Genomic DNA, 24,600 nt, shown 5'->3' on the forward strand with positions numbered 1-24,600 from the left:
GATCAACGGCGAATGCTTCTGCGCTTATGTGAAGCACGTTCTCCTGCCAACCCTGCGCGAAGGCGACATCGTCATTCTCGACAATCTCGGAAGCCACAAGTCGAAAGCTGTCAGGCAAATGATCCAAGCTGCTGGCGCCAGGCTCTGGTACCTGCCGCCATACTCGCCCGACCTCAACCCGATCGAACAGGCATTCTCCAAGATCAAACACTGGATGCGGCAAGCTCAGAAGCGCACCATCGAGGACACTTGGCGCCACATCGGTCACCTCATCCAGGGCATCCAGCCTCGCGAATGCGCCAACTACTTCGCCAACGCAGGTTATGCTTCCGTCAAAATGTGAAACGCTCTAGAGCGCAACCCGGCCGAGGGGCGCTATCGTGATCGTCGCGGGCATGTGTGTCGCGAGGATGCCAAAACGTGTCTGCAAGACAGATGCGAGTTGGAGAACGACCGTGTCACCCCACACTCCGTCATTGCGAGGAGCCCTTGCGACGAAGCAATCCAGCGTCTCTCCGCGGAGCGATTCTGGATTGCTCCGCTTTGCTCGCAATGACGACGGAGAGAGCGCGTATCCGCGACGTCCGTCCGTCGCCTATTCCGCCAGCATCGCCTCCACGAACCCGCGCGGATCGTCGCAGAATTCGCGCATCACCCTGTAATGATCGGTCTCCTCCACGCTCGTCGGCTCCAGCCCGTACTTCCCGAGCCGCAGCAACCGCGCATTTGGATAAGCCATCAGCATCGGCGAATGGGTCGCCATGATGACCTGGCAGATGCGGGAGTCTTCCATGCGCTGCAGCAGCTTCAAAAATTCGATCTGACGCGCCGGCGACAACGCGGATTCCGGTTCGTCGAAGATGAAGATGCCCTGGCGCTGGCAGCGCTCCTCAAAAAAGCGCAGGAAGCCTTCGCCATGGGAGTGCGACAGGAAATCGGGACCAGCCTGACCAGCATCACGCGCAGCCTTGTCCAGATATCGCGCGACCGAGAAAAAGCTCTCGGCGCGAAAGAACCAGCCGTTGGTGATCTTCGGAAGCCAGCTCGCGCGCAAGGCCCTGGAGAGCTGGCCGCCCATCTTCTCGCGCGCCTCGGAGTGATCCACCGGCATGTAGCCCTTGCCTCCACCGGCGTCGTCGTAGCCGGCGAGTGCTGCAATGCCCTCGAGGATCGTCGACTTCCCCGTGCCGTTCTCTCCAACGATGATCGTGATCGGTGTCTCGAAATTGAGCTCGAAATCATCCGGAAAGATCGGCAGGCAAAATGGATAGGCCTCGCGATCGCGAACTTGCGATGGATCGAGCCAGACCCGTTTCAGATATGGCGCAGGTAGGTTGATTGTCCGATTGCCTCTCCGCGCCATCGCCAGCCTCCGCATCCCGATACACGGAACATATCAGGAACATTGGAATTGGATAGGGGTATCTCGCACGGCACTTGGGCACGGAAGCTACTCCAGCGCCTCCAGCACCAGCTCCATCGTCATCAACACGGGATTGTCGCCCCGGATCAGCCGGCCCTCGGCGATGCCGCCGCTGTAGTCGATCAAGGCGACGTCCAGCGCGGTTTGCAGCGCGCCGGAGGCGTCAGGCGCGATTGTCCCGGCCGATATCGCAAGCTCCGTCGCAAACGGTTCGGTGACGCCACCATGGGTGAAGCGTGCGCCGATGGTCGAACCGACGCCGCCGTGGATCCTTGCGCGCGCTATGCCATGCGCCTTGCAAAAGGCTTCGAGGCACAAAGCGAAATCCTGGTTGGGCCGCAGCCGCAGCGCGAAGGCACGGCTGGTCGTGCGCGCGCCGGTGCTCGCTGTGGCGACCGGTCCGAACAGCTTGAAATTCGTCTCCGGGTCAGGCTCAGCACGAAACATCGCGCCCTCAAGGCCAAACGCCCGGACCTCGAATGGTTCGGCCACGATCGTCTGGTCCGGCAGCATGTGGCCGCCGCTCGCCTTGCCATCCGCTTCCGTCCACAGGCCGTGGCAATGAAAGAACGGCGCGCCGTCGCGCTCGCCCAGCGTCATGCTGCCGAGCCGGGTGCGCGTCACGCCCGCGGGCCGGTGCGTGTCGCTATAGAACGCCGCATTCTCGCCGGTCTTCGACAGCGCCGGCATCACATAGCCGAACGGTCCGAGCGCGCCGTGGCCGAAATTCAGCACGCCGCTCGCAAAGCCTTCCGCGGCAAAACCGCGGCGCGCGGCTTCGAGCAGCGGCAGACCAGCCTGAAGCCTGAACGAAAAGGCGCGGCCCCTCGCCACCACCCATTGGATACGCTCGGTGACGGGCGCGCCCGGCTGCTTGATGCTCCGCATGATCAGCGCTCAGCCTGTCTTCGATTTGTCGAGGTCGAGCAGCCCGCGCGCCTCCAGCTCATCGCGCACCATGCGTTTCGGCACCTTGCCATAGCCGGATTTCGGCAACGCCTCCCAGAAGAAGAAGCGCTTCGGCATCTTGTAGCGCGGCACCTTCGGCGACAGAAACGCCGCCAGCTCCGCTTCGCTCACGGCCTTCTCGCCGTCACGCGCCACACAGATGGCGACGCCGACCTCGCCCCAGGTCGCATCGGGCACGCCGAGCACGGCGACTTCGCCGACCGCGGGATGTGTCAAGATCTTCTCCTCGATCTCGCGCGGATAGATGTTGGAGCCGCCCGAGATGTACATGTCCGAAGCGCGACCGGTGATGTAGAGGAACCCCTCCTCGTCCATGTGGCCGAGATCGCCAGTGCGGAACCAGCCGTTGCGGAACGCCTTCGCATTGGCCTCGGGGTTGTCGTAATAGCCGGCAAGCACCGCAGGACCGATCACGCAGATCTCGCCGCTCTGGTTCGCACTGAGCTCGCGGCCCTCGTCGTCCTGGATCGAGACCTGCATGCCGGTGCGCTCGAAGCCGCAGGTGCCGATCTTGGCGTGCGGCCCGTCCTCGGGATCATGCAGCGCCGCCGGCAGCACGGTGATGTTGCCGGTGACCTCGCCGAGGCCGAAATACTGCACGATGACCTTCCCGAGCTTTTTCAGCGCAGCCTTCTGGTCCTCGCGATACATCGGCGCGCCCGCGTAGATCACGTGGCGCAGCGAGGAATGATCGTATTTGTCGGCCGCGGGGTGCTCGACCATCATCTTGAGGATCGTCGGCACCGTGAACAGATTGGCGATGCGATGCTTTTCGATCAGGCGGTACGCCTCGTCGATATCGAATTTCTCGGTCGGCAGCAGCACGGTGCAGACGCCGCGCGCGGTCTGCACCAGTTGATGCACGCCGGCGCCATGCGACAGCGGCGCCACCACCAGCGACGCATCGGCTTCCGTGACGCCGGGGGTGAGATCGGCAAGATGGTTGGTGACGACAAAGCCCATCTGGCCGTGGGTCAGCACCGCGGCCTTGGAGCGGCCGGTGGTGCCTGAGGTGAAGAAGAACCAGCAGGGATCGTCATGCTCGACTGCGACATTCTCGACCACAGCTCCGCCCTGCGAGGCGATGGCGTCCGCCACCGACGTCTCGCCGAACGAGGCCTTGCCGTCGATACACCAGGTGAATTCCAGCGCGCCGCCCTTCACCGCTGCCACATGCTCAGGGAAATCGACATGGCACAGAAACGCCTTCGCGCCGGAGGCCTGTCCAAGATAGGCCACCTCGTCCGGCATCAAGCGGAAATTGGTCGGCACCCAGACCGCGCCGAGCCGGAATGCCGCGAACATCGAGACGAACATCTCGTCGCCATTCTTGGAATGGACGAGGATGCGATCACCCTTGGCGATGCCGCGCGCAGCAAGTGCGGCAGCCAGTGCCGAGACCTGCGCATCGATCTCGCGCCAGGTCCAGGATTTGTGTCCCCAGACGAACCCGGGCCGAGATCCATGACGCCGCGCATTCTGCGTCAGCATATGAGCGAGATTCATGACACGGCGGGACATGCGGAGCGGCTGCATGGGGCTTCCTCTTCGATAGCGGATGGCACGCTGGCCTTCCCCGATATTGCGGCCCATTTATCGCCATCGAGAACGGCCTCGCAAGGCCGCCAAGCCGCCGTCATCCTTGCGGTGGTTCAGGGAATTTTAAACATGATCGGCGCAACCTGCATCAGTCCTCGCGTACAGAGTGCCGCATCATGGTCAAAGCGCCCGCGTTCCTGCTGTTGTCGTTGGCGCTTGCCGGCTGTGCTGTCGCACCGCAAGCGCAGTTGGCCTCCGATCCCGCCTTTACGCCCGGGCGCTATGCCTGGGATGGCGCGGGTCAGGACCCCAATCGGCCGCACTCAACTCCCGGCCCTTCACGGGCAACGCGCGCCGCTGCCCAGTCGGAGAGCGACGGCAACGATGCCGAGCAGGACGCCAAGGTCAATCGTTCGCTCGTCATCTGCCAGGGCTGCCTTCGTGCAAAGCCACAGCCGGACGATCCGCGGCTTGCCAAAGCGGCCGATTGAACCGAACCCCGCTTGGGTCGGTCTACAGGGATATAGCGTTGACATCAGCCGTTCCGGCCTATGGTCGCTCGCCATCATCTGAGGGACGATCCATGCTCACCCGCCGCAGCCTAATTGCCGCCTCTGTCTTCGCCGCCGCCAAGCCCGTCCCGTCACCAATTCGCAGGAACCCGACGTGAAGTCGTTGAAGGTTGACGCGGAGAAGACCGAGGCCGACAAGGCGACGCTGGCGGTGAGGCCGCCGCAACGACCGCAAACCTGCCGACCAGATCGTGCGTTATGACTTCGTGCGAGAGGCCAACAGCTGGAAGATCGACGACATCAAGGGTTCCTCCGACGGCGAAGGCTGGTCGATCCGCAAGATGCTGACGGACGCACTGAAAAATTGAGCGGAGATATCATGACCGACGTGATCAACAACAGGGCTCATCACCGCTATGAGCTCGAGGTGGAAGGCCATCTCGCGACCGAGCACTACAAGCTCGACGGCGATGTCATCACATTCGAGCATACCGACGTGCCGAAAGAGCTCGGCGGCAAAGGCGTCGGCTCAAAGCTGGTGCAAGGCGCGCTCGACCAGGTCCGCGCCAGCGGCTTGAAGCTGATCCCGGAATGCCCGTTCGTGAGAGCCTGGATCGAGAAGCATCCGGACTATCAGGACCTGGTGAAGGTCTAACCTCCTGATTGCGAGGAGCCCTGATCTTCATCTTCGCCCCAAAAAGAAGTGGACAGGGTTCAGGCGCCTCGATCAGGGAACAAGCATCGCTTCGGAAGGGTCAGCCATGGCAACAGCGGTTCGGGACAACAAGGACAGGAGCCGCTTCGAGCTCGATGTCGGCCAGGGGACTGGTCACGAGCTGGCCTTCGCCAATTACCGCCTGACGCCCACTGCCGTCATCATCACCCACACCGAGACGCCACGTGCATTGCGCGGCCGCGGTATTGCGTCGGAGCTGATCAAGGGCGCACTCGAGCTGATCCGCCACGACGGCCACAAGGTTATCGCGGGCTGCGGCTTCGTCGTCGACTATCTCGACAAGCATCCGGAGGACGCCGATCTCGTCGCCTGACCGAAAAGGGCCCGCGAGTTCGCGGGCCCTTGAGCATTGACCAATGGTAATCGGTCAGTGCTTGATTTCCGGCGGCAGCTTGCCGCCATTGGCGGCGAGCTTGGACATCACCTGCTTGTGCAACCAGACATTCATGCTGGCGGAGTCGTTCATGTCGCCGGTGTAGCCGAGCTCCTTGGCGAGATCCTTGCGCGCGGCAAGGCTCGAATCGACGTCGAGCGCCTTCATCAGGTCGACGATCGAGGTGCGCCATTCGAGCTTCTCGCCCTTGTGCGCGGCGGCGGCCGCATCAACGATCGCAGCGACATCGACAGTTGCCGGAGGCGCGGATGCGGGTGCAGACGCCGGCGCCGATGCGCCTGGCGAGCCTCCTGCCGGCGCGCTGCCCGCGGGTGCGCCGCCGGCGGACGTACCGGAAGCCGCGTGGCTGCCGAAGATCGCGCCCATGATTTTCCCGAAAATGCTCATGTCTGTTCCCCGAAAAGGATCCGCTGTAAGGTCCTGAGTGACACTTATAGACGAAGTTACGTTGTCGCGCCCGCCAAGTCCCTGCGAACCAACAAACAGCATGAGCTTATCTGCGGCGAAATGACGACCGGATGACGTCATCGGGGTTGCACTGCGGCATCGATTTTCACCCAAGCGTGAGGGACAGGACTCGGAAATAGGCGTACGCTTCTCGTTCAGCTCGCGATGCCGTCCGGAATTCGCGTCTGGTTGACATCGTGAAACTCAGAAGAGCGGCCGCTTGCGCCGTTGTCGGCGCCGAATTCGGCTGCATGGCAAGGGAGCAAGCCGACCATGGCCACACTCTACCAGGGCAATGTCCCCACGGTGGGCCGGACCGCAAACGCGGCCGGACCGATCATCCGAACCATCCAACTGTCCGACCTGCACGACGCGCTCAAGCGCGGTTGGGAAGATTTCAAGGCCGTTCCAAGCCACGCCATCATCCTCTGTGTGATCTATCCGGTGCTGGGCCTCGTGCTCGCCCGCGTGGCGATGGGCTATTCGGTCATACCGCTGCTGTTTCCATTGGCGGCGGGTTTCGCCCTGATCGGCCCGTTCGCAGCGCTCGGCCTCTACGAGCTCTCGAGCCGTCGTGAGCGCCATGAGGAAGCCAGCGCCTGGGATGCGCTGGACGTGCTGCGATCGCCCTCCTTCGGCGCCATGCTTGGCCTCGGTACGCTGCTGCTCGCCTTGTTTGTGACCTGGGTCGCGACTGCGCAGGCGATCTATGTGGCGGCGTTCGGCTATGAGGGTGTCACCGGAATCTCGGATTTCGTGACGCGCGTGCTGACGACATCGCAGGGCTGGTGGCTGATCCTGATCGGCTGCGGCACGGGCTTCCTGTTTGCGCTCGCCGCGCTCTGCATCAGCGCCGTATCATTCCCGCTGATGCTCGACCGCCATGCCGGCGCGCTGGAGGCGATGGTCACGTCGCTCCGCGTCGTCGCCAAGAACCCGGTGCCGATGGCGGCCTGGGGCCTGATCGTCGCGGTGCTGCTGGCGCTCGGCACGATCCCCGCGTTCCTCGGCCTTGCCGTCGTCATCCCCCTCCTCGGTCACGCCAGCTGGCATCTCTACCGCAAGGTCATTGTCTCCGAGCCCGGTGCACGGCCGGTGCCGCCGCCGCCGCAGCGCCCGCGCAAGCCCGCGGCCGATTTCCCTGCTAACCTCTTCCCGTGGCGGAACAGGGAATAGAACGGACGCCTCGGCAAGAAGAAGCGTCTGACGATATTGCTACAGCCCCTCCTGCCCCGTCCCCCGGGCTGGAGCGGCTGACTGCCATGCGCCTTGCTTTGGCCGCGGTTACATCCGACATTACTTCGCCGGTCATGTCACTTCACGGAATCAATTACCTCTGATGACCCTGACGAATTCTCGTCTCACGCTTGCAGCCCTCGTCCTCTCAGCCTCAATCGTATTCGTCGAGCCCGCTCTGGCCGCGGTCGCCTGTGGTTCGGGCAATTTCGACGCCTGGCTTGCGGACTTCAAAACCGAGGCCGCGGCCAAGGGCATTTCGCAACAGGCCATCACCGCCGGACTAGCCGGCGTCACGCTGGACCAGAGCGTCCTCAACCGCGACAAGTCGCAAAAGGTCTTCACCCAGACCTTTGAAGAATTTTCCGGCCGCATGGTGCCGCCGCGGATGACACGCGGCTCCAACATGATGAAACAATACGGCTCGGTGCTGTCGCGCATTGAGCAGACCTATGGTGTGCCCGGCGAGATCCTGGTCGCGATCTGGGGTCTGGAGACCGATTTCGGCGTCAACACCGGCAAGTTCGCGACGATCCGCTCGCTGGCGACGCTGGCCTATGATTGCCGGCGGTCCGAGCAGTTTCGCGGCGAGCTGATGGATGCGCTGCGCATCGTCCAGCGCGGCGATCTCGCGCCCTCCGAGATGAAGGGCGCCTGGGCCGGCGAGCTCGGCCAGACCCAGTTCATGCCGTCGTCCTGGATGAAGTACGCCGTCGATTTCGACGGCAACGGCAAGCGGGACCTGTTGCACAACGCACCTGACGTGCTGGCCTCGACGGCCAACTATCTCGCCGGCTATGGCTGGCAGAAGGGCAAGGACTGGCAGCCAGGCAGCCCGAACTTCGCGGTGCTCCAGCAATGGAACAAGAGCGAGGTCTATTCAAAGACCGTGGCCTATTTCGCCACTCAACTCGCGCACGCCCCTTAAGACGCAGGGAAACAAATAGGGCCGATCGCCCTGCGACCGGCCCTCCCTTGAGTGCGTTGACCTACCCTCTTATTTGCCCATGGTGGCGTGCATCGCCTTGTTCAGGTGTATGCCGCACGCGCCCATTTTGCCGTTGAGCATCGAATCCTGCGCGGAGGCGACTTCCTTCTGAGCGACGATCTTGCCGTCGCCATCGGGCATCCCTTCGACCGCAGTCTCGGTCTTCTCAAGATTGCCCGAGCTGCAGCCACCCGCGCTGTGCTTGGTTGCTTGAACCGGCGCGACGGCGAAGGCGACGGCAGCAATGGCGATAACCCCGAGTAACTTCGTCATGACGTTACTTTCCTTCTCTTGTTTTTGTGACAGATCCAGCGACATCGCGGGAATCCGCAACACGACTTTGCTGCCGACGTGGCAACTTGCCGCAATAAATTCCCCGCGAGAATCGCGTGATGTTGCGTGCGGCGCAGAGGCGCATGCGAAATTTCTGATTTTCATTACAACTTCGTAATCAGGTCTTGCACGCTCAGCGTGTGTGCGACGCACAATGGCTTGCCGCCTCGAGATTGGACCGGAGGAGCGGTCCGGCACCAGGTGAAGCACCGAAGGCCATTCTTGGGATGGGCTCCTTCAGAGATTTAGGCGCGGCTGCAATCCATCACGTCGAAATGAACATTAATTCATATCTTGGAAACCTACTTCATGTGAGTTGCGCATGACGAACTTGGGTTTACATGCTGACTGAGCAGCGCTCCGTATCAGCGAAATGTAACCTGCCACGGCAAGGTTCGGCATGATTGAAATCGCATAATCTAATGACATCGCAGAGACTTATTCCAATTATCGTCCTATCTCACCCAGGCGTTTGACGCGAGTGCCGATGGGTTAATCGTTCCTTACTAGTGCTATGCGTTGTTCGCTTAGCTGCATCGCAACATATGAACTTTCGCGACGCACCACTCTCACTTATATTCATTTCAACGATGACGCCTCGGCAAAGGCTGAATCGAACTACAGGAGACTACAAATGCTGCTCTCGCTCATCCGCATGATCCAGGCCTTCCGGGACTATCAGCGCAACGTTGCCGAGCTGTCCCAGCTCAGCGATCGCGAACTGGCCGACATCGGCCTTGATCGCTCGGACATCCCGCGTGTTGCTGCCGGTCAGTTCCAGGGCTGATCTCGTTTCAGCCCTTCACCGGTCGAACCGATAGCGCCCGCCTCGTGCGGGCGTTGTCGCATCTGGTGGCAGAAAACTCGATTTCGGCGATTCCACTCACCGCTGAAAAGCGCTACCTGTCCGCCCCATGACAGGATCTCTATCCAATATTGTGCACGTCATCGGCGCCGGCCTTGCCGGTTCCGAGGCGGCCTGGCAGGTGGCCAAATCGGGCGTGCCCGTCGTGCTGCACGAGATGCGGCCAGACCGCATGACCGAGGCGCACCGAACCGACGGGTTCGCCGAGCTCGTCTGCTCCAATTCGTTCCGCTCCGACGATGCCGCCAACAACGCTGTCGGCCTGCTGCACGCCGAAATGCGCCGCCTCGACTCGCTGATCATGCGCGCGGCCGATGCCAACCAGGTGCCCGCCGGGGGAGCACTCGCGGTCGACCGCGACGGCTTCTCCGCAGCGGTCACCAAGGCGCTGAACGACCACCCTCTCATCGAGATCGCCCGCGGCGAGGTCAAAGGCCTGCCGCCGGCCGATTGGAGCAACGTCGTTATTGCGACCGGCCCCCTCACCTCCGCCCCGCTGGCCGAGGCCATCCGCGAGTTGACCGACGAGAACGCGCTCGCCTTCTTCGATGCGATCGCGCCGATCGTGCACCGCGACTCCGTCGACATGTCGGTGGCATGGTTCCAGTCGCGCTACGATAAGGTCGGCCCCGGCGGTACCGGTGCCGATTACATCAACTGCCCCATGACCAAGGAGCAGTATGACGGCTTCGTCGCCGCACTCATCGGCGGCGAGAAGACCGAGTTCAAGGAATGGGAGACCAACACGCCCTATTTCGACGGCTGCCTGCCGATCGAGGTGATGGCGGAACGTGGGCCCGAGACGCTGCGCCACGGGCCGATGAAGCCGGTCGGCCTCACCAATCCGCACGATCCCACAACAAAGTCCTATGCGATCGTGCAGCTGCGCCAGGACAACAAGCTCGGCACGCTCTACAACATCGTCGGCTTCCAGACGAAGCTGAAATACGGCGAGCAACAGCGCATCTTCCGCACCATTCCCGGGCTGGAGAAGGCCGAATTCGCCCGTCTCGGCGGGCTGCACCGCAACACCTTCCTCAACTCGCCAAAGCTGCTCGATGGCCAGTTGCGCTTGCGCGCACAGCCGCGACTGCGCTTTGCCGGCCAGATGACGGGCTGCGAAGGCTATGTGGAGTCCGCCAGCGTCGGCCTGATCGCGGGCCTCTACGCGGCTGCCGACGCGCGCGGCGAGACGCTTGCGAGCCCACCAGGCACGACCGCGCTTGGATCGCTGCTCGGCCACATCACCGGCGGCCACATCGAGGCCATCGAACCGGGCACGCGCTCGTTCCAGCCGATGAACATCAATTTCGGCTTGTTCCCGCCGCTCGCGAGCGCTCCCACGAAGAAGCCCGACGGCACGCGCTTACGCGGCAACGAGAAGACGGTGGCCAAGAAGCAAGCCATGAGCGCTTTGGCGCTCGCCGATCTCGATCGCTGGATCGCCGATCATTTGCGTATCGCCGCAGCCGCGTGAGTTTTCGATGAGCCTCCCGAAAAACGACGCCGCGGTGCTCTCGGCGCGCTGGACCGAGGGCGTGTTGCTCAAGCGCGACGTGTTCTCGACCGTCGAGCGCGGGCGCTTCCGCGCCGATGACGGCGAGGTCGAGGCGGTGCTGCGTCGCCTCGATGAAGTGCCCTGGTGGTCGTTCCTGCTGGCACGTCATCTGTTTGCGCGCGAGAAGCACGCGCTGTCGCTCGCCAAGGGCCTCGACGTCGGTCCTGAATTGCTCTGGGCCGGTCGCCGCGCGCTGGTGCGTGGGTTCATCGACGGCGTCGCGCTGCATCTGGCAAAGCCGCATGGTGACGTCGCCTATTTCCGCTCGGCGAAGGACGTACTGCGCCGCCTGCGCCGCGCAGGCATCTGCCACAACGATCTTGCCAAGGAACAGAACTGGCTGATGGGCCGCGACGGGCGCGCCTATGTGACCGATTTCCAGCTGGCGGCGTGCTTCAAGCGGCGTGGCCGGCTTTACCGCATCCTCGCCTATGAAGATCTCCGGCACCTGCTCAAGCACAAGCGCACCTACGCGCCCGAGGCGCTGACGCCGCGCGAGCGAAAGGTCCTGGCGAAGAAGTCCTTTGCCGCCAGCCTGTGGCTCGTGACAGGCAAGAAGGTCTATCGCGCGATCACGCGCGGCCTGTTCAACTTCACCGACCGCGAGGGCGGCGGTCGTCGGCTCGTCAACGATGCGCCGGTGCTTGCCGAGCTGATCCGCAAGAATCCCGCGGTGCGCGACACCGCCATCGTCGCCTTTGCCGACCGTCGCTCAGGTGTTGGGCTCTATGCGTTTGTGGAAGCTGATCAGGCTACGCTCGAGGGCCAGTTGCGGAACGAGCTCACGGCCGCCAAGGGGCCAAAGCCGCCGGAACACATCCAGGTGGTGCACGCGTTGCCGCGCGACACCAGCGGAAAGCCGCGCACCGAGGTCCTGCAACTGGTCGCGATGAATCAGCTCGACCTGATCGAGCCGATGATGAGGAACGACCAGGACCGCGCGTTCCTGAAGGACATCCTGGAGCAACGCAAAAACCTGCGCGATCGCTTCAACTTCGAGGCGGACCTGCCAACCGGTTAGGCGGGCTGCGTTGCGCCTTGAAGCGTCCACAATGCCGGTAGAGAAGCCGGGGACCACGCTGACTTGGGGAACAATGAATCGTTGGGGGACCATGAGGCGCCGCGCGCCCCTGCTAATCGCAGGTCTGGTGCTGCTGACTGCGGCGCCTGTGATGGCGGCCGAGTCGGCCGCCGAACAGATCTCCAGCTTCCGGCTGAAGCATGGCGAGGGCCGCGTCATACGCGACGCAACGCTCGACCGCATTGCCATGGACCAGGCGCGCGCGATGGCGGCCAAGGATGATCTCAGCCACGACGCCCTCGGCCCGTTCAACAAGCGCGTCGCACCGTCAGGCGCGGGCCGCGCCGCCGAGAACATCGCCTATGGCTACGACAATTTCGAGAAGACGCTGGGACAGTGGATCGACTCCTCCGGGCACCGCAAGAACCTGCTGCTCCACAACGCCTCCCGAGTCGGAATCGCGAGCGCGAAGAATGCCAGCGGCAAGCGGACCTATTGGGCCATGGTGATTGCCGGCGATTACGAGCCGAAGCCGGGAAAGGGCAAGAAGGATACCGAACCGCTGGTCGCCCTGAGACGCGAGACCGCGCCCGCAAGCAAGCCCAAATCCAGCAACTGCCACATCAAGCTGCTCGGCCTCTGCATCTGAAGCGAACGCCAAGCCCGTCCCTCGCGGCCTCCGTCTTGCTCGCCCTCCCCAGCGCGTCTAATCCATTCAGCAGGATTGCGAGAGGGAGGCCCACTTGATCGACATCCACCGACTTCGTGCCGACACGCCGGCGGCCTCCCGGCTTGCCTATCTGCACAACGCGGGCGCGGCGCTCATGCCGGCGGCCGTCGTCTCGGCGATGAAGCAGCATATCGATCTGGAGAGCGAGATCGGAGGTTATGCGGCCGCCGACCGCGAGTCTGACCGGCTCGATGCGGTCTACGGCTCGGTCGCGCGCTTGCTGAACGCCGCACCGGACGAGATTGCGCTCATGGAGAACGCAACGGTGGCCTGGCAGATGGCATTCTATGCGCTGCCGTTTCGCGCCGGCGATCGGATTCTGACCGCCGAGGCCGAATACGCCGCCAACTATGTCGCGTTGCTCCAGGTCGCCAAGCGAACCGGCGCCGTCATTGAGATCGTGCCGAGCGACGCAAGCGGCGAGCTCGATGTCGATGTGCTCGAACGCATGATCGATCATCGCGTGAAGCTGATTGCGATCACCTGGGTTCCGACCAATGGCGGGCTCGTCAATCCCGCCGCGGCAATCGGCAAAATCGCGCAGGCGCACGGCATTCCCTATCTGCTCGATGCCTGCCAGGCAGTCGGCCAGATGCAGGTCGATGTCGAAGCCATCGGCTGTGACATGCTGTCCGCCACGGGTCGCAAATTCCTGCGCGGACCGCGCGGCACCGGCTTTCTCTATGTCCGCCGTGAGCTGCTGCAGCAGCTTGAGCCACCGATGATCGACCATTTTGCTGCGCCCTGGGTCGCGCGGGACCGCTATCAGCTCCGCGACGATGCGCGCCGGTTCGAGACCTGGGAGAACAACTACGTGGCCCGGCTTGGCCTCGGCGTTGCCGTCGACTACGCTCTTGCGATCGGCCTCGGCCGGATCGAGCGGCGCTGCCGCTTGCTTGCGGACCGTCTCCGCCGCGGTCTCGCCGCGATCAGTGGCATCATCATTCGCGACCTCGGTCATGCGCCGGGCGCGATCGTCAGCTTCACGATGGAGGGCCGTGAGGCCGACACCATCGTCAGCAGCGCCGCTGCGGCCGGTATCACCATCGGCGCCTCGCATCCGTCGAGCACCCGCATCGACGCGGAAGTCCGGGCGCTGCCGGTGGTCGTTCGCGCCTCCCCGCATTACTACAACACGGAAGCCGAGATCGATCGGTTGATCGACCACCTCGCGGAGCTGGCAGCGCGATAGCGCTGCTCAGGTGCAGCGCGCGCTCAGTCCGGAGGCGCTCAGCTTGGCCATGACCTCATCGAGATGCGCACTGTCGCGGGTCTCGATGACGAGCTGCAGCAGCGTCGCCTTGGCCGGCAGGTCGGAGAAGGTCCGCTGGTGCGAGACCTCGATGATGTTGGCGCCGGCCTCGGCCAGCAGCGAAGCCACTGCCGCGAGCTGGCCGGGCCTGTCGGGAATATCGAGCGAGAGCTGCGTCAGCCGTCCCTCGCGCGCGAGCTCCCGCGTCAGCACCGAGGCGATCAGCCGGGTGTCGATATTGCCGCCGCTCAGCACAAGCCCGACCTTCTCGCCGGCAAAGCGCAAGGGATCGGACATGATCGCCGCAAGTCCCGCAGCACCGGCCCCCTCGACGACCGTCTTCTCGATCGAGATCAGGGTCGCAACCGCGCGTTCGAGCTCGGCTTCGTTCACGAGCGCGATGTCGTCGACGAGACTGCGGACGATTTCACTGGTGATCTTGCCCGGCGATTTGACAGCGATGCCTTCGGCAAGCGTATCGCCGCGCGCCGGCAGATTGCCGCCGTGGATGGCGTTGTACATGGAGGGATAGAGCCAGGCCTCGACGCCGAGAATGCGCACCGACCGCTTGATCGATTTCGCGGCGATGGCGATGCCGCTGATCAGGCCGCCTCCGCCGATCGGAACGACCAGCGTATCGAGCTCCGGCACGGCCTTGAGCATCTCCAGCCCGACCGTACCCTGGCCCGCGATGACAAGCGGATCGTCGTAGGGATGGACGAAGATCATGCCACGTGCTTCGCCGTGGCTCCGCGCAAACGCAGCCGCCTCTTCCAGGGTCGCCCCCGTGACGACCACTTCAGCGCCGTGGTGCCTGGTGTTCTCGACCTTCACCATCGGCGTGCCCACCGGCATCACGATCGTGGCGGGAATGCCGAGCCGCTTGGCGTGATAGGCGACGCCCTGCGCGTGGTTGCCTGCCGACATTGCGACGACGCCATGCGCACGCTCTTCCGCGGTCAGCGCAGCGAGGCGATTGAGAGCGCCGCGCTCCTTGAACGAGGAGGTGAATTGAAGGTTTTCGAATTTGAGCCAGAGCTCGCAGCCGCAGATGCTGCTCAACGTGCGACTGTAGCTACAGGGCGTATCGACGACGGCGCCGTGAATGGTCGCGGCGGCGGCGTGAACGTCAGCCGGTGTAACCGGAAAGCCGCCCAGATCGGGGATTGCGGTTGGGGACATGTCGGCCATGGGACAGCATAGAGCATTTGGCCGGTCCGGGCGATAAGCCAAATGCTATTTGGTAAATTCCCGCGATCGTGACGCCCGCCACAGCGTCCATAGCGCGCGTAGCCGCGATAACGGCTGCGGCGCGAACGGATTGCGCCCGGGCCGCGACAGGCGATCGAGATCAGCCCGCGCCTGACTCAACGGGAGGAACGCCGGCCGCACCGAGGGCGGCAGTTGCACCAGCAGCGACGAGGCCATCGCCAGATGCTGCCGGGCTTCGCCGATGAGCTGGTCCAGCACGGCATGGAGGTTGGGCGTCTGCTTGCCGGCGAACACATCTTCCGTGGCGCAGCCATGGCTGGTCAGGAATTGCTGCGGCAGAAACAATTGGCGATGGGACGAGTCCCGTGGCAGGTTTGCGATCACCTGCGCGATGCCCTGCGCCAGCCCCGCGTGGCGCGCGAGGTGCCCAGCCGCCTCCGAAACTTCGCCCATGATCCGCGCCGCCAGCACAAACAACGCCGAAGAGGTCGCGGCCAGATAGCCCTCGAGCGCCGTCATGGTCGGCATCGGGTCGTTGTAGAGATCGAACTGATGCTCGTCGACGAGCAGCGACAACGGCTCGACCGGCAGGTCAAAATCGGCGATCGCGCGCAACAGCTCCGCTGCCACCGGATTGCCCTCGGCGCTGCCGTGGACAAGGCCCGAGAGCAGATCGGTCCACCATTGAAAGCGGATCTCGCCGGGCAAGGGCTGGCTCACCTGGTCGCGGACGCGGACGATCTCGACATTGAAGGCGTAGAGCGCCAGCAGCGCGCGGCGCTCGGCAGCCGGTGCAAACAGCGTCGCGGCATAGCGTGGAAAGTCGTGGCTGCGCACCAGATCGGCGCAGAAGGTCACGCTGTCGGCCGGCGTCGCAGCGCTGCTCATGGCACGGCAATCAGCGCAGCCGCGACGCGGCGCCGTTCGCCGATCATGATGTTGTAGGTGCGAACGGCGGGGCCGGTCTGCATCGTATCCAGCACCACCCTCACCGCCTTCAGCGCCTGGCGCAGCTGCGGCGGCGGCAGCCAGACGCCGGTTCCGGTCCCGACCAGCAGCGTATCGATGCTGTTGGCGGCGGCGAAAACCCGATCCAGCGAATAGCGGTCGATCTTGGTGGGATCGGTCACGTCCCAGGCCCAGATCGCGTCGGGCAGGCAGAGCAGCGATCCGCGATGCGACATGCCGGCGAAGGCAAAGCCGCCCTTGCCATAGGCCTCGATCGGCGCGGAGCGCGGGAAATGGGGAGCGTTGGGATCGCCGGCCATGAGCCTCGTCCGAATGAGCTGACTACCCTCGCAAACTCATGCGAGGGCAAGCGGTTCGGATCATGCCTTGATTTTCTTCGCCGGCGCAGCCGTTTCCTTCGCATCCTCGCGATGCTCGCCAACGCCGAGATAGATCAGAATCGGCGCCGCGATGAAGATCGAGGTGTAGGTACCGACCAGCACCACGCCGAACATCATGACGGCCGTGAAGCTGTGGATGGCATGACCGCCGAACAGCAGCAGCGCCAGCAGCGCCAGCGTCACGGTGAAGTGGGTGATGATCGAGCGCGACAGCGTCGAGTTGATGGATTCGTTCAGCAGCTGCGGCATCGGCATCTTCTTGTAGCGCCGCAGCATTTCACGGATGCGGTCATAGATGACGACGGTGTCGTTGAGCGAGTAGCCCAGAATGGTCAGGAGCGCCGCGATGCTGGTCAGGTCGAAATCGACCTGGCTGATCGACATGAAGCCGATGGTCAGCACGATGTCGTGCACGTTGGCGATCATGGCGCCGAGCGCGAACTGCCATTCGAAGCGGAACCAGAGATAGACCAGGATCGCGCCGATTGCGAGCATCAGGCCGGCCATGCCCCACCCCAGCAGCTCGCCGGAGACGCGCGGGCCCACCACCTCGACGCGGCGGTATTCGACGGACTCGCCGAGGGCGCCGCGAACCTTGTCCACCGCTTCCTGCTGGGCCTTGTCGCCGCCCGGCTGCTCGGCCACCCGAAGCAGCACGTCGGCGGCGCTGCCGAACTGCTGCAGCTGGACTTCGCCGAGGCCGAGGCTGCCAAGGGTCGCGCGCATCTGCGCGAGATCGGCGGAGCCCGACTTGGCCCGCACCTCCATCAAGGTGCCCCCCTTGAAGTCGATGCCGAAGTTCAGGCCGTGCGTGAAGAACAGCGTGATGGCGACGATCGACAGCGCGGCCGAGATCGGGAAGCTGATGCGGCGAAAGCGCGTGAAGTCGAAATGCGTGTTGTCCGGGACGATGCGCAGCGACGGCAGGAGGCCGAGCACGCTGACCACGGTCAGCACGGCAATCAGGACGCCGAGAGAAATGAGAACGATTTGAGTAGTGGTCACGGTCGGCCTCGAATGATCAGATCGGCACAGTCTTCGGCCGCTTCCACTGCACCCACCAGGCCACGATCAGACGGGTCATGGTGAATGCGGTGAACACAGTGGTGATGATGCCGATGCCGAGCGTCACTGCGAAGCCGCGCACCGGACCGGTGCCGATCATGAACAGCACTGCAGCGGCGATGAAGGTGGTGATGTTGGAATCGAGAATGGTGGCAAGCGCCCGCTTGAAGCCTGCGTCGATCGCCGAGATCGGGCTTCGCCCCCCGCGCAGCTCCTCGCGGATGCGCTCATAGATGAGCACGTTGGAGTCGACCGCGATGCCGACGGTGAGCACGATGCCGGCGATGCCGGGGAGCGTCAGCGTGGCGCTGAGCAGCGACAGCAAGCCGAAGATCATGGCAACGTTGATCGTCACCGCGATGTTGGCGAACACGCCGAACAGCCGGTACGTCAACAGCATGAAGACGACGACCATGATCGAGCCGACATAGGCCGCGAGCTCACCCTTGTCGATCGAGTCCTGGCCGAGGCCGGGACCGACCGTGCGTTCCTCCACCACCGTAAGCGGCGCAGGCAGCGCGCCGGCGCGCAGCAGGATCGCGAGGTCGTTGGCCGACTGCACGGTGAAATTGCCGGAGATCTGGCCCTGCCCGCCGGTGATCGGCTCGCGGATGACCGGCGCCGAGATCACCTTGTTGTCGAGGATGATCGCGAAGGGCACCCCGACATTCTCCTGCGTGGCCTGCGCGAACTTGCGCGCGCCCGAGGTATTGAACTTGAAGCTGACGACCGGCTCATTGGTCCGCTGGTCGAAGGTCGCCTGGGCGTCGGTCAGATCGCCGCCCGCAACCAGCACCTGCTTCTTGACAACGTAGCCGGACGGCGGCGGCGTGGCGGCCGGCAGGAACTCGGTGTCCGGCGGCAAACCGCCCTGCTGCGCCTGGTCCGGCGGCACCGAGGGATCGACCATGCGGAATTCCATCTTCGCGGTCTTGCCCAGCAGTTCCTTCAAATGGGTCGGATCCTGCAAACCCGGCACCTGCACCAGGATGCGGTCGTTACCCTGACGCTGGATGATGGGCTCGACGGTGCCGAGCTCGTTGACGCGCTTCTCGACGATCTGGATCGACTGCTCGATGGTCTTGCGCAAACGCTCGATCATCGCGGTCTCCGGAATGCTGAGGCGGATCAATCCGCCGCCGGCATCCGAGACGTCGATGTCGCGCTGACCGCTGGATCCCATCAGGCCGCCAATCGGCTGTGCAAGCTCACGCAACTTGGCGAGCACCGTCTGGGCGTCCGCGTCCTTGACGCGCACCTCGACGGCATCGCTCTTCGTGACGAGACCGGTGTAAACGATCTTGGCTTCGCGCAGCACGCGGCGGACGTCGTCGCGGATCTGGTCGAGCTTTTCCTTTTTCACATAGTTGGAGTCGACCTCGAGCTGCAGAGAGGAGCCGCCCTGCAAGTCGAGACCCAACACCAGGCGCCGCTGCGCCCACGTGGGCCAGGTCTTGACCTGCGCCTCGGGGAAGAAGTTCGGGACCGCGCAGAGGCACACGATCAGCGCCGTCAGGATAATCCCGAGCGCCTTCCACCGCGTGAAATACAACATCGACTGGACCTGTCAGATCAGGAGATTTGAGATGCTCGCGGGAAAGCGCTCACTTCGCCGCGGCGTCGTCCTTGGCGCTTTCCTTCGCGCTGTCCTTGGCCGGCTCGCCCTTGGCGCGCACGCCCGAGATCATCGAGCGCATCTGGCGCACGCGGACGCCGTCGGAGATTTCGAACTCGATCTGGTCGTCATCGACCACCTTGGTGACCTTGCCGACGAGGCCCCCCGACGTCACGACGGTGTCGCCGCGGCGGATGTTCTTCACGAGTTCGGCGTGGTCCTTCACCTTCTTCTGCTGCGGACGCAGAATCAGGAAGTACATGATCACGAAGATCAGGGCGAACGGCAGCAGCGACATCAACATGCTGTTGGTGTCGCCGGCGCCCGCAGCCTGGGCATACGCAGGGGTAATCAGCATTCGGACGATCCTCGTGGAAACGGGGGAAGCCGGTCAGGCCTTGACGGCGACCGGCTCGGTCAAATTCGCGCGGACTATAGCGACCACCGCCCCAATTGCAACGCTGCCAGACCGCCCTTTTGACCACCTTGCGGCGCGCCGTCAGGCCCGATAAGGCTGCATTCTCAGGAACTTCGGACATGCCCAAAAAACCAAGCAAAAGCCCGGCCGGCAAAGGCCCCCGTACCCCTGCCATGAAGGCCGCCCAGGTCGCGGCAAAACGCCCCAAGGTGGTCCAAAAAACCTCCCTCCAGGCAACCCCGGACCTCACCCAGGAGCGCATCGTCCGCGCGCTGGAAACGATTGCGACCCACCTCGCCGCCCAGGGTATGCCGGCCGCCGAACGCGAGTCGTTCAAGCAGGCGGACGCCTATGTCTGGCATCCGGACGGCCGCCTCGCCGCGGTGCCCCGGGTCAGCCGCGTCGAGCTGTTTCTGCTCAAGGGTGTCGACCGGATGCGCGATATCCTGATGGAGAACACCGAGCGTTTTGCAGGCGGCCTGCCCGCCAACAACGCCCTGCTCTGGGGCGCGCGCGGCATGGGCAAGTCCTCGCTGGTGAAGGCGGCGCATGCCAGCATCAACGCCGACCGCAAGCCGGCCGACAGACTGAAGCTCATCGAGATCCATCGCGAGGACATCGAAACGCTGCCGATGCTGATGGAGCAGCTCCGCGACGCCGACTTCCGCTTCATCGTGTTCATCGACGACCTCTCCTTCGACGGCAATGACGCGTCCTACAAATCGCTCAAGGCTGTACTCGAAGGTGGGATCGAGGGGCGGCCCGAGAACGTCATCCTCTACGCCACCTCCAACCGCCGCCATCTGCTGGCGCGCGACATGATCGAGAACGAACGCTCGACCGCGATCAATCCGGGCGAGGCGGTCGAGGAAAAGGTCTCGCTGTCGGATCGGTTCGGTCTCTGGCTCGGCTTCCACCGCTGCAGCCAGGACGAATATCTCGCCATGGTGGGGGGCTATTGCAGCCATTTCGGCATCAAGGTCGACGACGAAGCGCTCGAGCGCGAAGCGCTGGAATGGTCGACCACGCGCGGCGCGCGCTCGGGCCGGGTCGCCTGGCAGTTCGTGCAGGAGCTGGCCGGACGGCTCGGCGTGAAGCTCGCGGCGAAGTAGTCGAGGCTGTCGCTGCACCCGCAATTGTCATTCCCCGCGAAGGCGGGGAATCCAGTATTCCAGAGACGATTGTGACCGATCGAGAGGCCGCCTGCGTACTGGATCGCCCGCTTTCCCGGGCGATGACAGCGTCTTTGTGGCGATGTCCTGCCTTACTCTGCAGAGGCCTCACGCCCCATTCAAGAACTGAAGCGGGTCGACCGGGCTCGATCCCTTACGGATCTCGAAGTGGAGCTGCGGTGATGCCACCTCGCCGGATTGACCCGACTTGGCAATGACCTGACCGCGCTTGATGGTATCGCCGCGCTTCACCAACAGCTCGCTCGCATGGGCATATGCGGTGACGTAGCCGTTGGCGTGCCGAACCAAGACCAGATTGCCGTAACCTTTCAGCTCGTTGCCGGAATAGGCAACGACGCCGTCTTCAGCCGCCTTGACCGGCGTACCCTCGGGCACCGCAACGTTGATGCCGTCATTGGACTTGCCATTGGTCTTGGCGCCGTAGCTCGTGATCACCTTGCCACGCACCGGCCAGCGGAAGGTCGGCAGGGAACTCGTGGTCTCCGCCGCTTTCGCCGGCGCCTCGGCAGCGGGCTTCTCGTCGATATTGGCGGTGGCCTGGGCGAGGCGCGCGCTCTGCGCGGGTTGGGCAACGGCGGCCATCTTGGTCGTAGGCGCGGGAGCGGCCGCGACCGGCTGCAACGCAGCCGCAACGGGTGCCGCGGCGACGGGCGCGGGAGCCAGCGGCGCAGCAACAGCCGCGGTCCTGGCGCCCGGCACGGTCAGCTTGGTGCCGAGCTTGAGCTTGGTCGACGGATCGAGACCGTTGGCGCGAGCGAGTTCGGCGGCGGAGATGTGGTTCTTGCGTGCGATGCTGGCGAGCGTGTCGCCGTGATTGACGAAGTGGAAGCTCGACGGCGCGGCGACGGCTGCGACCGGCTTCGGCGCCATCGCAGGAGCCGCGGCAACCGGGGTCATCACGGGCGCCGGCGCAGCTGCAACAGCACCGGGATGCGGGATGACGAGCTGCTGACCAGGAGAGAGCGCGCGCGGCCCCTTGTAGCCGTTGGCGGCGAGGATCGCCTGCGGAGTTACGTGGTAGCGCTTGGCGAGCACGTCGAGCGTGTCACTGGTGCCGACGATGATCTTGGTCCCGCCGGCAGGCTGGGCGGCCACCACCGAGCGCTGCGGCACCGTGCCGGTGGCTTCGAGACGCGGCTGGGCGGGCGGCGTGTAGGAGCCGAGCCCGCGACCGCCTCCCGATACGCCGCCACCCGCTGCAACCGGATAGGATTGCGGCGCGGCAACCGCCGGCGCCAACGGCTGGGACTGATAATTGCCCTGCTGGGTCTGCGGCCGGGCATATTGCGGCAGCTCGCGCTGCGGCGGCGGGGCCTGCTGCACCGAGCCGGTCGATTCAAAGGGGTTAGAGAAGTTCGACTGGGACAGGCGCGACGACATGTCGGCGCTACACCCTGCGAAACCAAAAGAGATCAGCGCCAGCACCGCGACCTGCGGTACGCGGCGCGAGTAAAGCAACTCGGCGACAACTGACATGGTTACTCACTCGTACGCAACAGAACTGGTGTTTTAAGTAAACACGCGCCGAGTAAATAACGGCTTAACCCTCCCAATAAGATGTTGGATGCGTTGCCGATCCGGAATTCTACAGCTCCCGCGCCACGCCAGGCAGTGCCGGCACGAAACGGACCTCGACGAGTTCCCTGCGCTCGATCCCGGCCTCGGTGCGGTTGAGGCGTGTCAGTGTCTGCACGCCCTGATGCGGCCCCACCGGTGCGATCAGGATGCCGCCGACCTCGAGCCGCTCGATCAGGTTCTCTGGAATTTGCTCCACCGCGGCGGTGACGATGATGCGGTCGAACGGGCCGATATTTGCAGGCAGATTGAGGCCGTCGCCGAGCATCACCTCGACATTGTGACAGCCCAACTTTTCAAGCCTGGCGCGCGCGGCATCCGCGAGCTTGCGGTAGCGCTCGACCGTCAGCACCTCGCGCGCAAGCTTCGACAGCACGGCGGCCTGATAGCCGGAGCCCGCGCCGATCTCAAGCACGCGGTGGCTCTTCTGGACCTGAAGCTGCTCGGTCATGTAGGCGACGACGAAGGGCTGGCTGATGGTTTGCCCACAGGCGATCGGCAGCGCGCTGTCGCGATAGGCGCCGTCCCGATCAGAGGCCTCGACGAACAACTCGCGCGGCACCTCCTCCATCGTCCGCAGCACGGTTTGATCGCTGATCCCGCGACGCCTCAGCGTGAGCTGAAACATCATCTTTTCCGGCGGGTGCTGATTGGAGGTCATCGCGGGCTGTACCATCTTCGTCGGGGTCCCGGATGATGGCTCGGCGCCAGGATCCGGGCTGGAATCTTGTTCCTGCTCAGGAACCCGTATAGTGTTCTATCCGGGCATTTGACCACAAATCGGCTTGCAGCGGACAAGCCGCGCGGGCCATTTTCAAGTATCGTTTGGCCGAAACGCGCATTGCGTCGATAAGCGTTATCTGCGAACGTTTTCGGGAATGGGCAAGGACTCAACGACAATGACTGCGACAGGGCTTTCCGGCCGCTCTGTATTCCTCGTCGAGGACGAGGTGATGATCCGAATGATGGTGGCGGATATGCTCGAAGAGCTCGGCTACAAGGTCGCGGCCGAAGCCGGAGATATCTCAGAGGCAATGCGGCTGGCCCAGGCGACCGAGTTCGACATCGCCATCCTCGACGTCAACGTCAACGGCAAGGTCATCTCCCCGGTCGCCGACGTCATCAAGGCCAAGGGCTGCCCCTTCATCTTCGCGACCGGCTACGGCTCGTCGGGCCTGCCCGAGCAATATCGCGACCGTCCGGCGCTTCAGAAACCGTTTCAGCTTGACGCGCTCGGCAAGACCATCGAAGCCGCGCTTCGCGGCGGCTAGCCGCTGGTAGCAAGCGCCTTTACTTCAGAGTAGCGCTCAGCTCTTCGGAAAACGCTTCGTTGGTACGATCGAGCCGGAGCGGCGTGACCGAGACATAATGCTCGTGAAGCGCTGCCAGGTCCGTGCCTTCGGCCGCCGTGTCCATCATCGCCGTGCGCTCAAAGCCGATCCAGAAATAGGGGTTGTTGCGGCCGTCCCTGCGCTCGTCGATCCTGAGAAAACCGAGATTGCGCTTGCCCTGTCGCGTGACACGAATGCCGAGCACATCCTCCGGCGCACAGGACGGGAAGTTGACGTTGATGACGGTGTCCTTCGGGATGCCGGCCTTGATCACCTTGCGCAAGATATCAGGACCGAATTTGCGCGCGGTATCCCATTGCGGCCGATCGCGCGTCTCGACGCTGAATTCCTGCGACAGCGCAAATGACGGGATGCCCAGAATGGTGCCTTCGAGCGCGCCGGCGATGGTGCCGGAATAGACCACATCCTCGGCAACGTTGCGGCCCTTGTTGACGCCGGAGAGCACGACGTCGGGGAGCTGCGCACCGAGAATATGGCGCGCGCCCATGATGACGCAGTCGGTCGGCGTGCCGCGCACCGCGAAGTGCCGCGGCCCAACTTCACGCAGGCGCAACGGGTCGTTCAGCGACAGCGAATGCGATACGCCGGACTGATCGAGCTCGGGCGCCACCACCCAGACGTCGTCCGACAGCGCGCGTGCGATCTCCTCCACGACCTTGAGGCCGGGAGCGTGGATACCGTCGTCATTGGTGCAGAGAATGCGCATGCCGGAGGTCGATTCCTGATCTGGAGTGAGGCCGTCTTATCCGGCCGGGACCGATCAGGCAAACCGGCTTCGGCGCAGACCTCACCCGCGCCGACGTTCATTGCCGCAGCGC

27 protein-coding genes and 1 pseudogene are annotated in these 24,600 nt (G+C 64.0%); 14 read left to right on the forward strand and 14 right to left on the reverse strand.

Going from position 1 to position 24,600, the window contains the following annotated elements; genetic code table 11:
* Positions 1 to 343, forward strand: a 343-nt coding sequence (locus tag BM222_RS16500; protein ID WP_143105954.1) for an IS630 family transposase, incomplete at its 5' end; no start/stop codon positions are given.
* Positions 344 to 595: 252 nt separating this feature from the next.
* Here the strand turns inward: BM222_RS16500 and BM222_RS16510 are convergent.
* The 3 genes from BM222_RS16510 to BM222_RS16520 form a co-directional block, all read right to left on the reverse strand.
* Positions 596 to 1,363 (reverse strand): AAA family ATPase, encoded by a 768-nt coding sequence (locus tag BM222_RS16510; protein ID WP_092229584.1) that lies wholly within the window; start codon positions 1,361 to 1,363, stop codon positions 596 to 598.
* A gap of 87 nt (positions 1,364 to 1,450) precedes the next feature.
* Positions 1,451 to 2,311 carry a PCC domain-containing protein gene (locus BM222_RS16515; protein ID WP_092229294.1) on the reverse strand — a complete coding sequence of 287 codons (861 nt, stop codon included), beginning with the start codon at positions 2,309 to 2,311 and terminating at the stop codon, positions 1,451 to 1,453.
* Between the two features lie 9 nt (positions 2,312 to 2,320).
* A complete protein-coding gene (locus BM222_RS16520; RefSeq protein ID WP_092229587.1) occupies positions 2,321 to 3,928 on the reverse strand; it encodes an acyl-CoA synthetase in 1,608 nt (535 codons plus the stop codon).
* A 179-nt stretch (positions 3,929 to 4,107) separates the two neighbouring features.
* On the opposite strand from BM222_RS16520, the gene BM222_RS16525 reads away from it, so the two are divergent.
* The 4 genes and pseudogenes from BM222_RS16525 to BM222_RS16540 all read left to right on the forward strand — a co-directional run bounded on the left by BM222_RS16525 (position 4,108) and on the right by BM222_RS16540 (position 5,492).
* A complete protein-coding gene (locus tag BM222_RS16525; RefSeq protein WP_092229296.1) occupies positions 4,108 to 4,422 on the forward strand; it encodes a hypothetical protein in 315 nt (104 codons plus the stop codon).
* Positions 4,423 to 4,570: 148 nt separating this feature from the next.
* Positions 4,571 to 4,811, forward strand: a pseudogene (locus BM222_RS16530) (DUF3828 domain-containing protein); the annotation flags it as partial.
* 11 nt (positions 4,812 to 4,822) lie between these two features.
* Entirely contained in the window at positions 4,823 to 5,098 is a 276-nt protein-coding gene (locus BM222_RS16535) for a GNAT family N-acetyltransferase (RefSeq protein WP_092229299.1), read from the forward strand.
* A gap of 106 nt (positions 5,099 to 5,204) precedes the next feature.
* A complete protein-coding gene (locus BM222_RS16540; RefSeq protein ID WP_092229301.1) occupies positions 5,205 to 5,492 on the forward strand; it encodes a GNAT family N-acetyltransferase in 288 nt (95 codons plus the stop codon).
* Positions 5,493 to 5,546: 54 nt separating this feature from the next.
* Here the strand turns inward: BM222_RS16540 and BM222_RS16545 are convergent, their stop codons facing one another.
* Positions 5,547 to 5,960, reverse strand: a complete 414-nt coding sequence (locus BM222_RS16545) for a DUF3597 domain-containing protein (RefSeq protein ID WP_092229303.1) — start codon at positions 5,958 to 5,960, stop codon at positions 5,547 to 5,549.
* A gap of 333 nt (positions 5,961 to 6,293) precedes the next feature.
* On the opposite strand from BM222_RS16545, the gene BM222_RS16550 reads away from it, so the two are divergent.
* Both BM222_RS16550 and BM222_RS16555 read left to right on the forward strand, forming a co-directional pair.
* Complete coding sequence (locus BM222_RS16550) at positions 6,294 to 7,196, forward strand: DUF2189 domain-containing protein (protein ID WP_092229305.1); 903 nt, start codon at positions 6,294 to 6,296, stop codon at positions 7,194 to 7,196.
* Positions 7,197 to 7,359: 163 nt separating this feature from the next.
* Positions 7,360 to 8,184 carry a lytic murein transglycosylase gene (locus tag BM222_RS16555; protein ID WP_092229307.1) on the forward strand — a complete coding sequence of 275 codons (825 nt, stop codon included), beginning with the start codon at positions 7,360 to 7,362 and terminating at the stop codon, positions 8,182 to 8,184.
* Between the two features lie 69 nt (positions 8,185 to 8,253).
* Here the strand turns inward: BM222_RS16555 and BM222_RS16560 are convergent, their stop codons facing one another.
* Complete coding sequence (locus BM222_RS16560) at positions 8,254 to 8,580, reverse strand: hypothetical protein (RefSeq protein WP_177243278.1); 327 nt, start codon at positions 8,578 to 8,580, stop codon at positions 8,254 to 8,256.
* 631 nt (positions 8,581 to 9,211) lie between these two features.
* On the opposite strand from BM222_RS16560, the gene BM222_RS16565 reads away from it, so the two are divergent.
* From BM222_RS16565 to BM222_RS16585, 5 genes are all read left to right on the forward strand, one after another.
* Positions 9,212 to 9,364, forward strand: a complete 153-nt coding sequence (locus tag BM222_RS16565; RefSeq protein WP_092229311.1) for a DUF1127 domain-containing protein — start codon at positions 9,212 to 9,214, stop codon at positions 9,362 to 9,364.
* Positions 9,365 to 9,491: 127 nt separating this feature from the next.
* Positions 9,492 to 10,919, forward strand: a complete 1,428-nt coding sequence (gene trmFO / locus BM222_RS16570) for a methylenetetrahydrofolate--tRNA-(uracil(54)-C(5))-methyltransferase (FADH(2)-oxidizing) TrmFO (RefSeq protein ID WP_092229313.1) — start codon at positions 9,492 to 9,494, stop codon at positions 10,917 to 10,919.
* Between the two features lie 7 nt (positions 10,920 to 10,926).
* Positions 10,927 to 12,021, forward strand: coding sequence for a serine/threonine protein kinase (locus tag BM222_RS16575; protein WP_177243265.1), 1,095 nt, complete (start codon positions 10,927 to 10,929; stop codon positions 12,019 to 12,021).
* A 91-nt stretch (positions 12,022 to 12,112) separates the two neighbouring features.
* Positions 12,113 to 12,670 carry a CAP domain-containing protein gene (locus BM222_RS16580; protein ID WP_244547170.1) on the forward strand — a complete coding sequence of 186 codons (558 nt, stop codon included), beginning with the start codon at positions 12,113 to 12,115 and terminating at the stop codon, positions 12,668 to 12,670.
* A 94-nt stretch (positions 12,671 to 12,764) separates the two neighbouring features.
* Entirely contained in the window at positions 12,765 to 13,943 is a 1,179-nt protein-coding gene (locus BM222_RS16585; protein ID WP_092229319.1) for an aminotransferase class V-fold PLP-dependent enzyme, read from the forward strand.
* Positions 13,944 to 13,949: 6 nt separating this feature from the next.
* On the opposite strand, the gene BM222_RS16590 is transcribed toward BM222_RS16585, so the two are convergent.
* Genes BM222_RS16590 through yajC form a run of 6 tightly spaced genes read right to left on the reverse strand, consistent with a single transcriptional unit; the run spans position 13,950 to position 19,602 of the window.
* Positions 13,950 to 15,194, reverse strand: a complete 1,245-nt coding sequence (locus BM222_RS16590; protein ID WP_092229321.1) for a threonine ammonia-lyase — start codon at positions 15,192 to 15,194, stop codon at positions 13,950 to 13,952.
* 45 nt (positions 15,195 to 15,239) lie between these two features.
* Positions 15,240 to 16,103: a phytoene/squalene synthase family protein gene (locus BM222_RS16595; RefSeq protein ID WP_092229323.1), complete on the reverse strand. Its 864-nt coding sequence runs from the start codon at positions 16,101 to 16,103 to the stop codon at positions 15,240 to 15,242.
* Positions 16,100 to 16,483, reverse strand: a complete 384-nt coding sequence (locus BM222_RS16600) for an Mth938-like domain-containing protein (RefSeq protein WP_092229326.1) — start codon at positions 16,481 to 16,483, stop codon at positions 16,100 to 16,102. The genes BM222_RS16595 and BM222_RS16600 overlap by 4 nt, the downstream gene beginning before the upstream one ends.
* 60 nt (positions 16,484 to 16,543) lie before the next feature.
* Entirely contained in the window at positions 16,544 to 17,569 is a 1,026-nt protein-coding gene (gene secF, locus BM222_RS16605; protein ID WP_092229328.1) for a protein translocase subunit SecF, read from the reverse strand.
* 16 nt (positions 17,570 to 17,585) lie between these two features.
* Positions 17,586 to 19,184, reverse strand: coding sequence for a protein translocase subunit SecD (secD, locus tag BM222_RS16610; protein ID WP_092229332.1), 1,599 nt, complete (start codon positions 19,182 to 19,184; stop codon positions 17,586 to 17,588).
* 49 nt (positions 19,185 to 19,233) lie between these two features.
* Positions 19,234 to 19,602: a preprotein translocase subunit YajC gene (gene yajC, locus BM222_RS16615; protein WP_092229337.1), complete on the reverse strand. Its 369-nt coding sequence runs from the start codon at positions 19,600 to 19,602 to the stop codon at positions 19,234 to 19,236.
* A gap of 179 nt (positions 19,603 to 19,781) precedes the next feature.
* Between yajC and BM222_RS16620 the strand changes: the two genes are divergently transcribed.
* On the forward strand, positions 19,782 to 20,774 hold the full coding sequence (locus tag BM222_RS16620; protein WP_092229341.1) for an ATP-binding protein: 993 nt from the start codon (positions 19,782 to 19,784) through the stop codon (positions 20,772 to 20,774).
* A 168-nt stretch (positions 20,775 to 20,942) separates the two neighbouring features.
* Here the strand turns inward: BM222_RS16620 and BM222_RS16625 are convergent, their stop codons facing one another.
* Both BM222_RS16625 and BM222_RS16630 read right to left on the reverse strand, forming a co-directional pair.
* Positions 20,943 to 22,331, reverse strand: a complete 1,389-nt coding sequence (locus BM222_RS16625) for a LysM peptidoglycan-binding domain-containing M23 family metallopeptidase (protein ID WP_092229344.1) — start codon at positions 22,329 to 22,331, stop codon at positions 20,943 to 20,945.
* 109 nt (positions 22,332 to 22,440) lie between these two features.
* Complete coding sequence (locus BM222_RS16630; RefSeq protein WP_092229590.1) at positions 22,441 to 23,091, reverse strand: protein-L-isoaspartate(D-aspartate) O-methyltransferase; 651 nt, start codon at positions 23,089 to 23,091, stop codon at positions 22,441 to 22,443.
* A 238-nt stretch (positions 23,092 to 23,329) separates the two neighbouring features.
* Between BM222_RS16630 and BM222_RS16635 the strand changes: the two genes are divergently transcribed.
* Entirely contained in the window at positions 23,330 to 23,701 is a 372-nt protein-coding gene (locus tag BM222_RS16635) for a response regulator (RefSeq protein WP_092229594.1), read from the forward strand.
* Positions 23,702 to 23,720: 19 nt separating this feature from the next.
* Here BM222_RS16635 and surE read toward each other — a convergent pair whose 3' ends face one another.
* The gene (surE, locus tag BM222_RS16640) at positions 23,721 to 24,488 is read right to left on the reverse strand and encodes a 5'/3'-nucleotidase SurE (RefSeq protein WP_092229347.1); all 768 of its coding nucleotides are present in this window, start codon (positions 24,486 to 24,488) and stop codon (positions 23,721 to 23,723) included.
* Positions 24,489 to 24,600 lie beyond the last annotated feature (112 nt).

Source organism: Bradyrhizobium sp. Gha (assembly GCF_900113735.1).
Lineage (GTDB): Bacteria > Pseudomonadota > Alphaproteobacteria > Rhizobiales > Xanthobacteraceae > Bradyrhizobium.

What these genes read in the sequence shown, in the direction of transcription:
- BM222_RS16545 (WP_092229303.1), bottom strand. Translation starts at nt 5,960, where the DNA reads ATGAGCATTTTCGGGAAAATCATGGGCGCGATCTTCGGCAGCCACGCG.
- BM222_RS16595 (WP_092229323.1), bottom strand. Translation starts at nt 16,103, where the DNA reads ATGAGCAGCGCTGCGACGCCGGCCGACAGCGTGACCTTCTGCGCCGAT.
- BM222_RS16625 (WP_092229344.1), bottom strand. Translation starts at nt 22,331, where the DNA reads ATGTCAGTTGTCGCCGAGTTGCTTTACTCGCGCCGCGTACCGCAGGTC.
- trmFO (WP_092229313.1), top strand. Translation starts at nt 9,492, where the DNA reads ATGACAGGATCTCTATCCAATATTGTGCACGTCATCGGCGCCGGCCTT.
- BM222_RS16550 (WP_092229305.1), top strand. Translation starts at nt 6,294, where the DNA reads ATGGCCACACTCTACCAGGGCAATGTCCCCACGGTGGGCCGGACCGCA.
- BM222_RS16575 (WP_177243265.1), top strand. Translation starts at nt 10,927, where the DNA reads ATGAGCCTCCCGAAAAACGACGCCGCGGTGCTCTCGGCGCGCTGGACC.
- BM222_RS16510 (WP_092229584.1), bottom strand. Translation starts at nt 1,363, where the DNA reads ATGGCGCGGAGAGGCAATCGGACAATCAACCTACCTGCGCCATATCTG.
- BM222_RS16635 (WP_092229594.1), top strand. Translation starts at nt 23,330, where the DNA reads ATGACTGCGACAGGGCTTTCCGGCCGCTCTGTATTCCTCGTCGAGGAC.
- BM222_RS16520 (WP_092229587.1), bottom strand. Translation starts at nt 3,928, where the DNA reads ATGCAGCCGCTCCGCATGTCCCGCCGTGTCATGAATCTCGCTCATATG.
- BM222_RS16565 (WP_092229311.1), top strand. Translation starts at nt 9,212, where the DNA reads ATGCTGCTCTCGCTCATCCGCATGATCCAGGCCTTCCGGGACTATCAG.
- BM222_RS16525 (WP_092229296.1), top strand. Translation starts at nt 4,108, where the DNA reads ATGGTCAAAGCGCCCGCGTTCCTGCTGTTGTCGTTGGCGCTTGCCGGC.
- BM222_RS16620 (WP_092229341.1), top strand. Translation starts at nt 19,782, where the DNA reads ATGCCCAAAAAACCAAGCAAAAGCCCGGCCGGCAAAGGCCCCCGTACC.
- BM222_RS16555 (WP_092229307.1), top strand. Translation starts at nt 7,360, where the DNA reads ATGACCCTGACGAATTCTCGTCTCACGCTTGCAGCCCTCGTCCTCTCA.
- BM222_RS16590 (WP_092229321.1), bottom strand. Translation starts at nt 15,194, where the DNA reads ATGGCCGACATGTCCCCAACCGCAATCCCCGATCTGGGCGGCTTTCCG.
- BM222_RS16580 (WP_244547170.1), top strand. Translation starts at nt 12,113, where the DNA reads ATGAGGCGCCGCGCGCCCCTGCTAATCGCAGGTCTGGTGCTGCTGACT.
- BM222_RS16600 (WP_092229326.1), bottom strand. Translation starts at nt 16,483, where the DNA reads ATGGCCGGCGATCCCAACGCTCCCCATTTCCCGCGCTCCGCGCCGATC.
- secD (WP_092229332.1), bottom strand. Translation starts at nt 19,184, where the DNA reads ATGTTGTATTTCACGCGGTGGAAGGCGCTCGGGATTATCCTGACGGCG.
- surE (WP_092229347.1), bottom strand. Translation starts at nt 24,488, where the DNA reads ATGCGCATTCTCTGCACCAATGACGACGGTATCCACGCTCCCGGCCTC.
- BM222_RS16535 (WP_092229299.1), top strand. Translation starts at nt 4,823, where the DNA reads ATGACCGACGTGATCAACAACAGGGCTCATCACCGCTATGAGCTCGAG.
- BM222_RS16630 (WP_092229590.1), bottom strand. Translation starts at nt 23,091, where the DNA reads ATGACCTCCAATCAGCACCCGCCGGAAAAGATGATGTTTCAGCTCACG.
- yajC (WP_092229337.1), bottom strand. Translation starts at nt 19,602, where the DNA reads ATGCTGATTACCCCTGCGTATGCCCAGGCTGCGGGCGCCGGCGACACC.
- BM222_RS16540 (WP_092229301.1), top strand. Translation starts at nt 5,205, where the DNA reads ATGGCAACAGCGGTTCGGGACAACAAGGACAGGAGCCGCTTCGAGCTC.
- BM222_RS16515 (WP_092229294.1), bottom strand. Translation starts at nt 2,311, where the DNA reads ATGCGGAGCATCAAGCAGCCGGGCGCGCCCGTCACCGAGCGTATCCAA.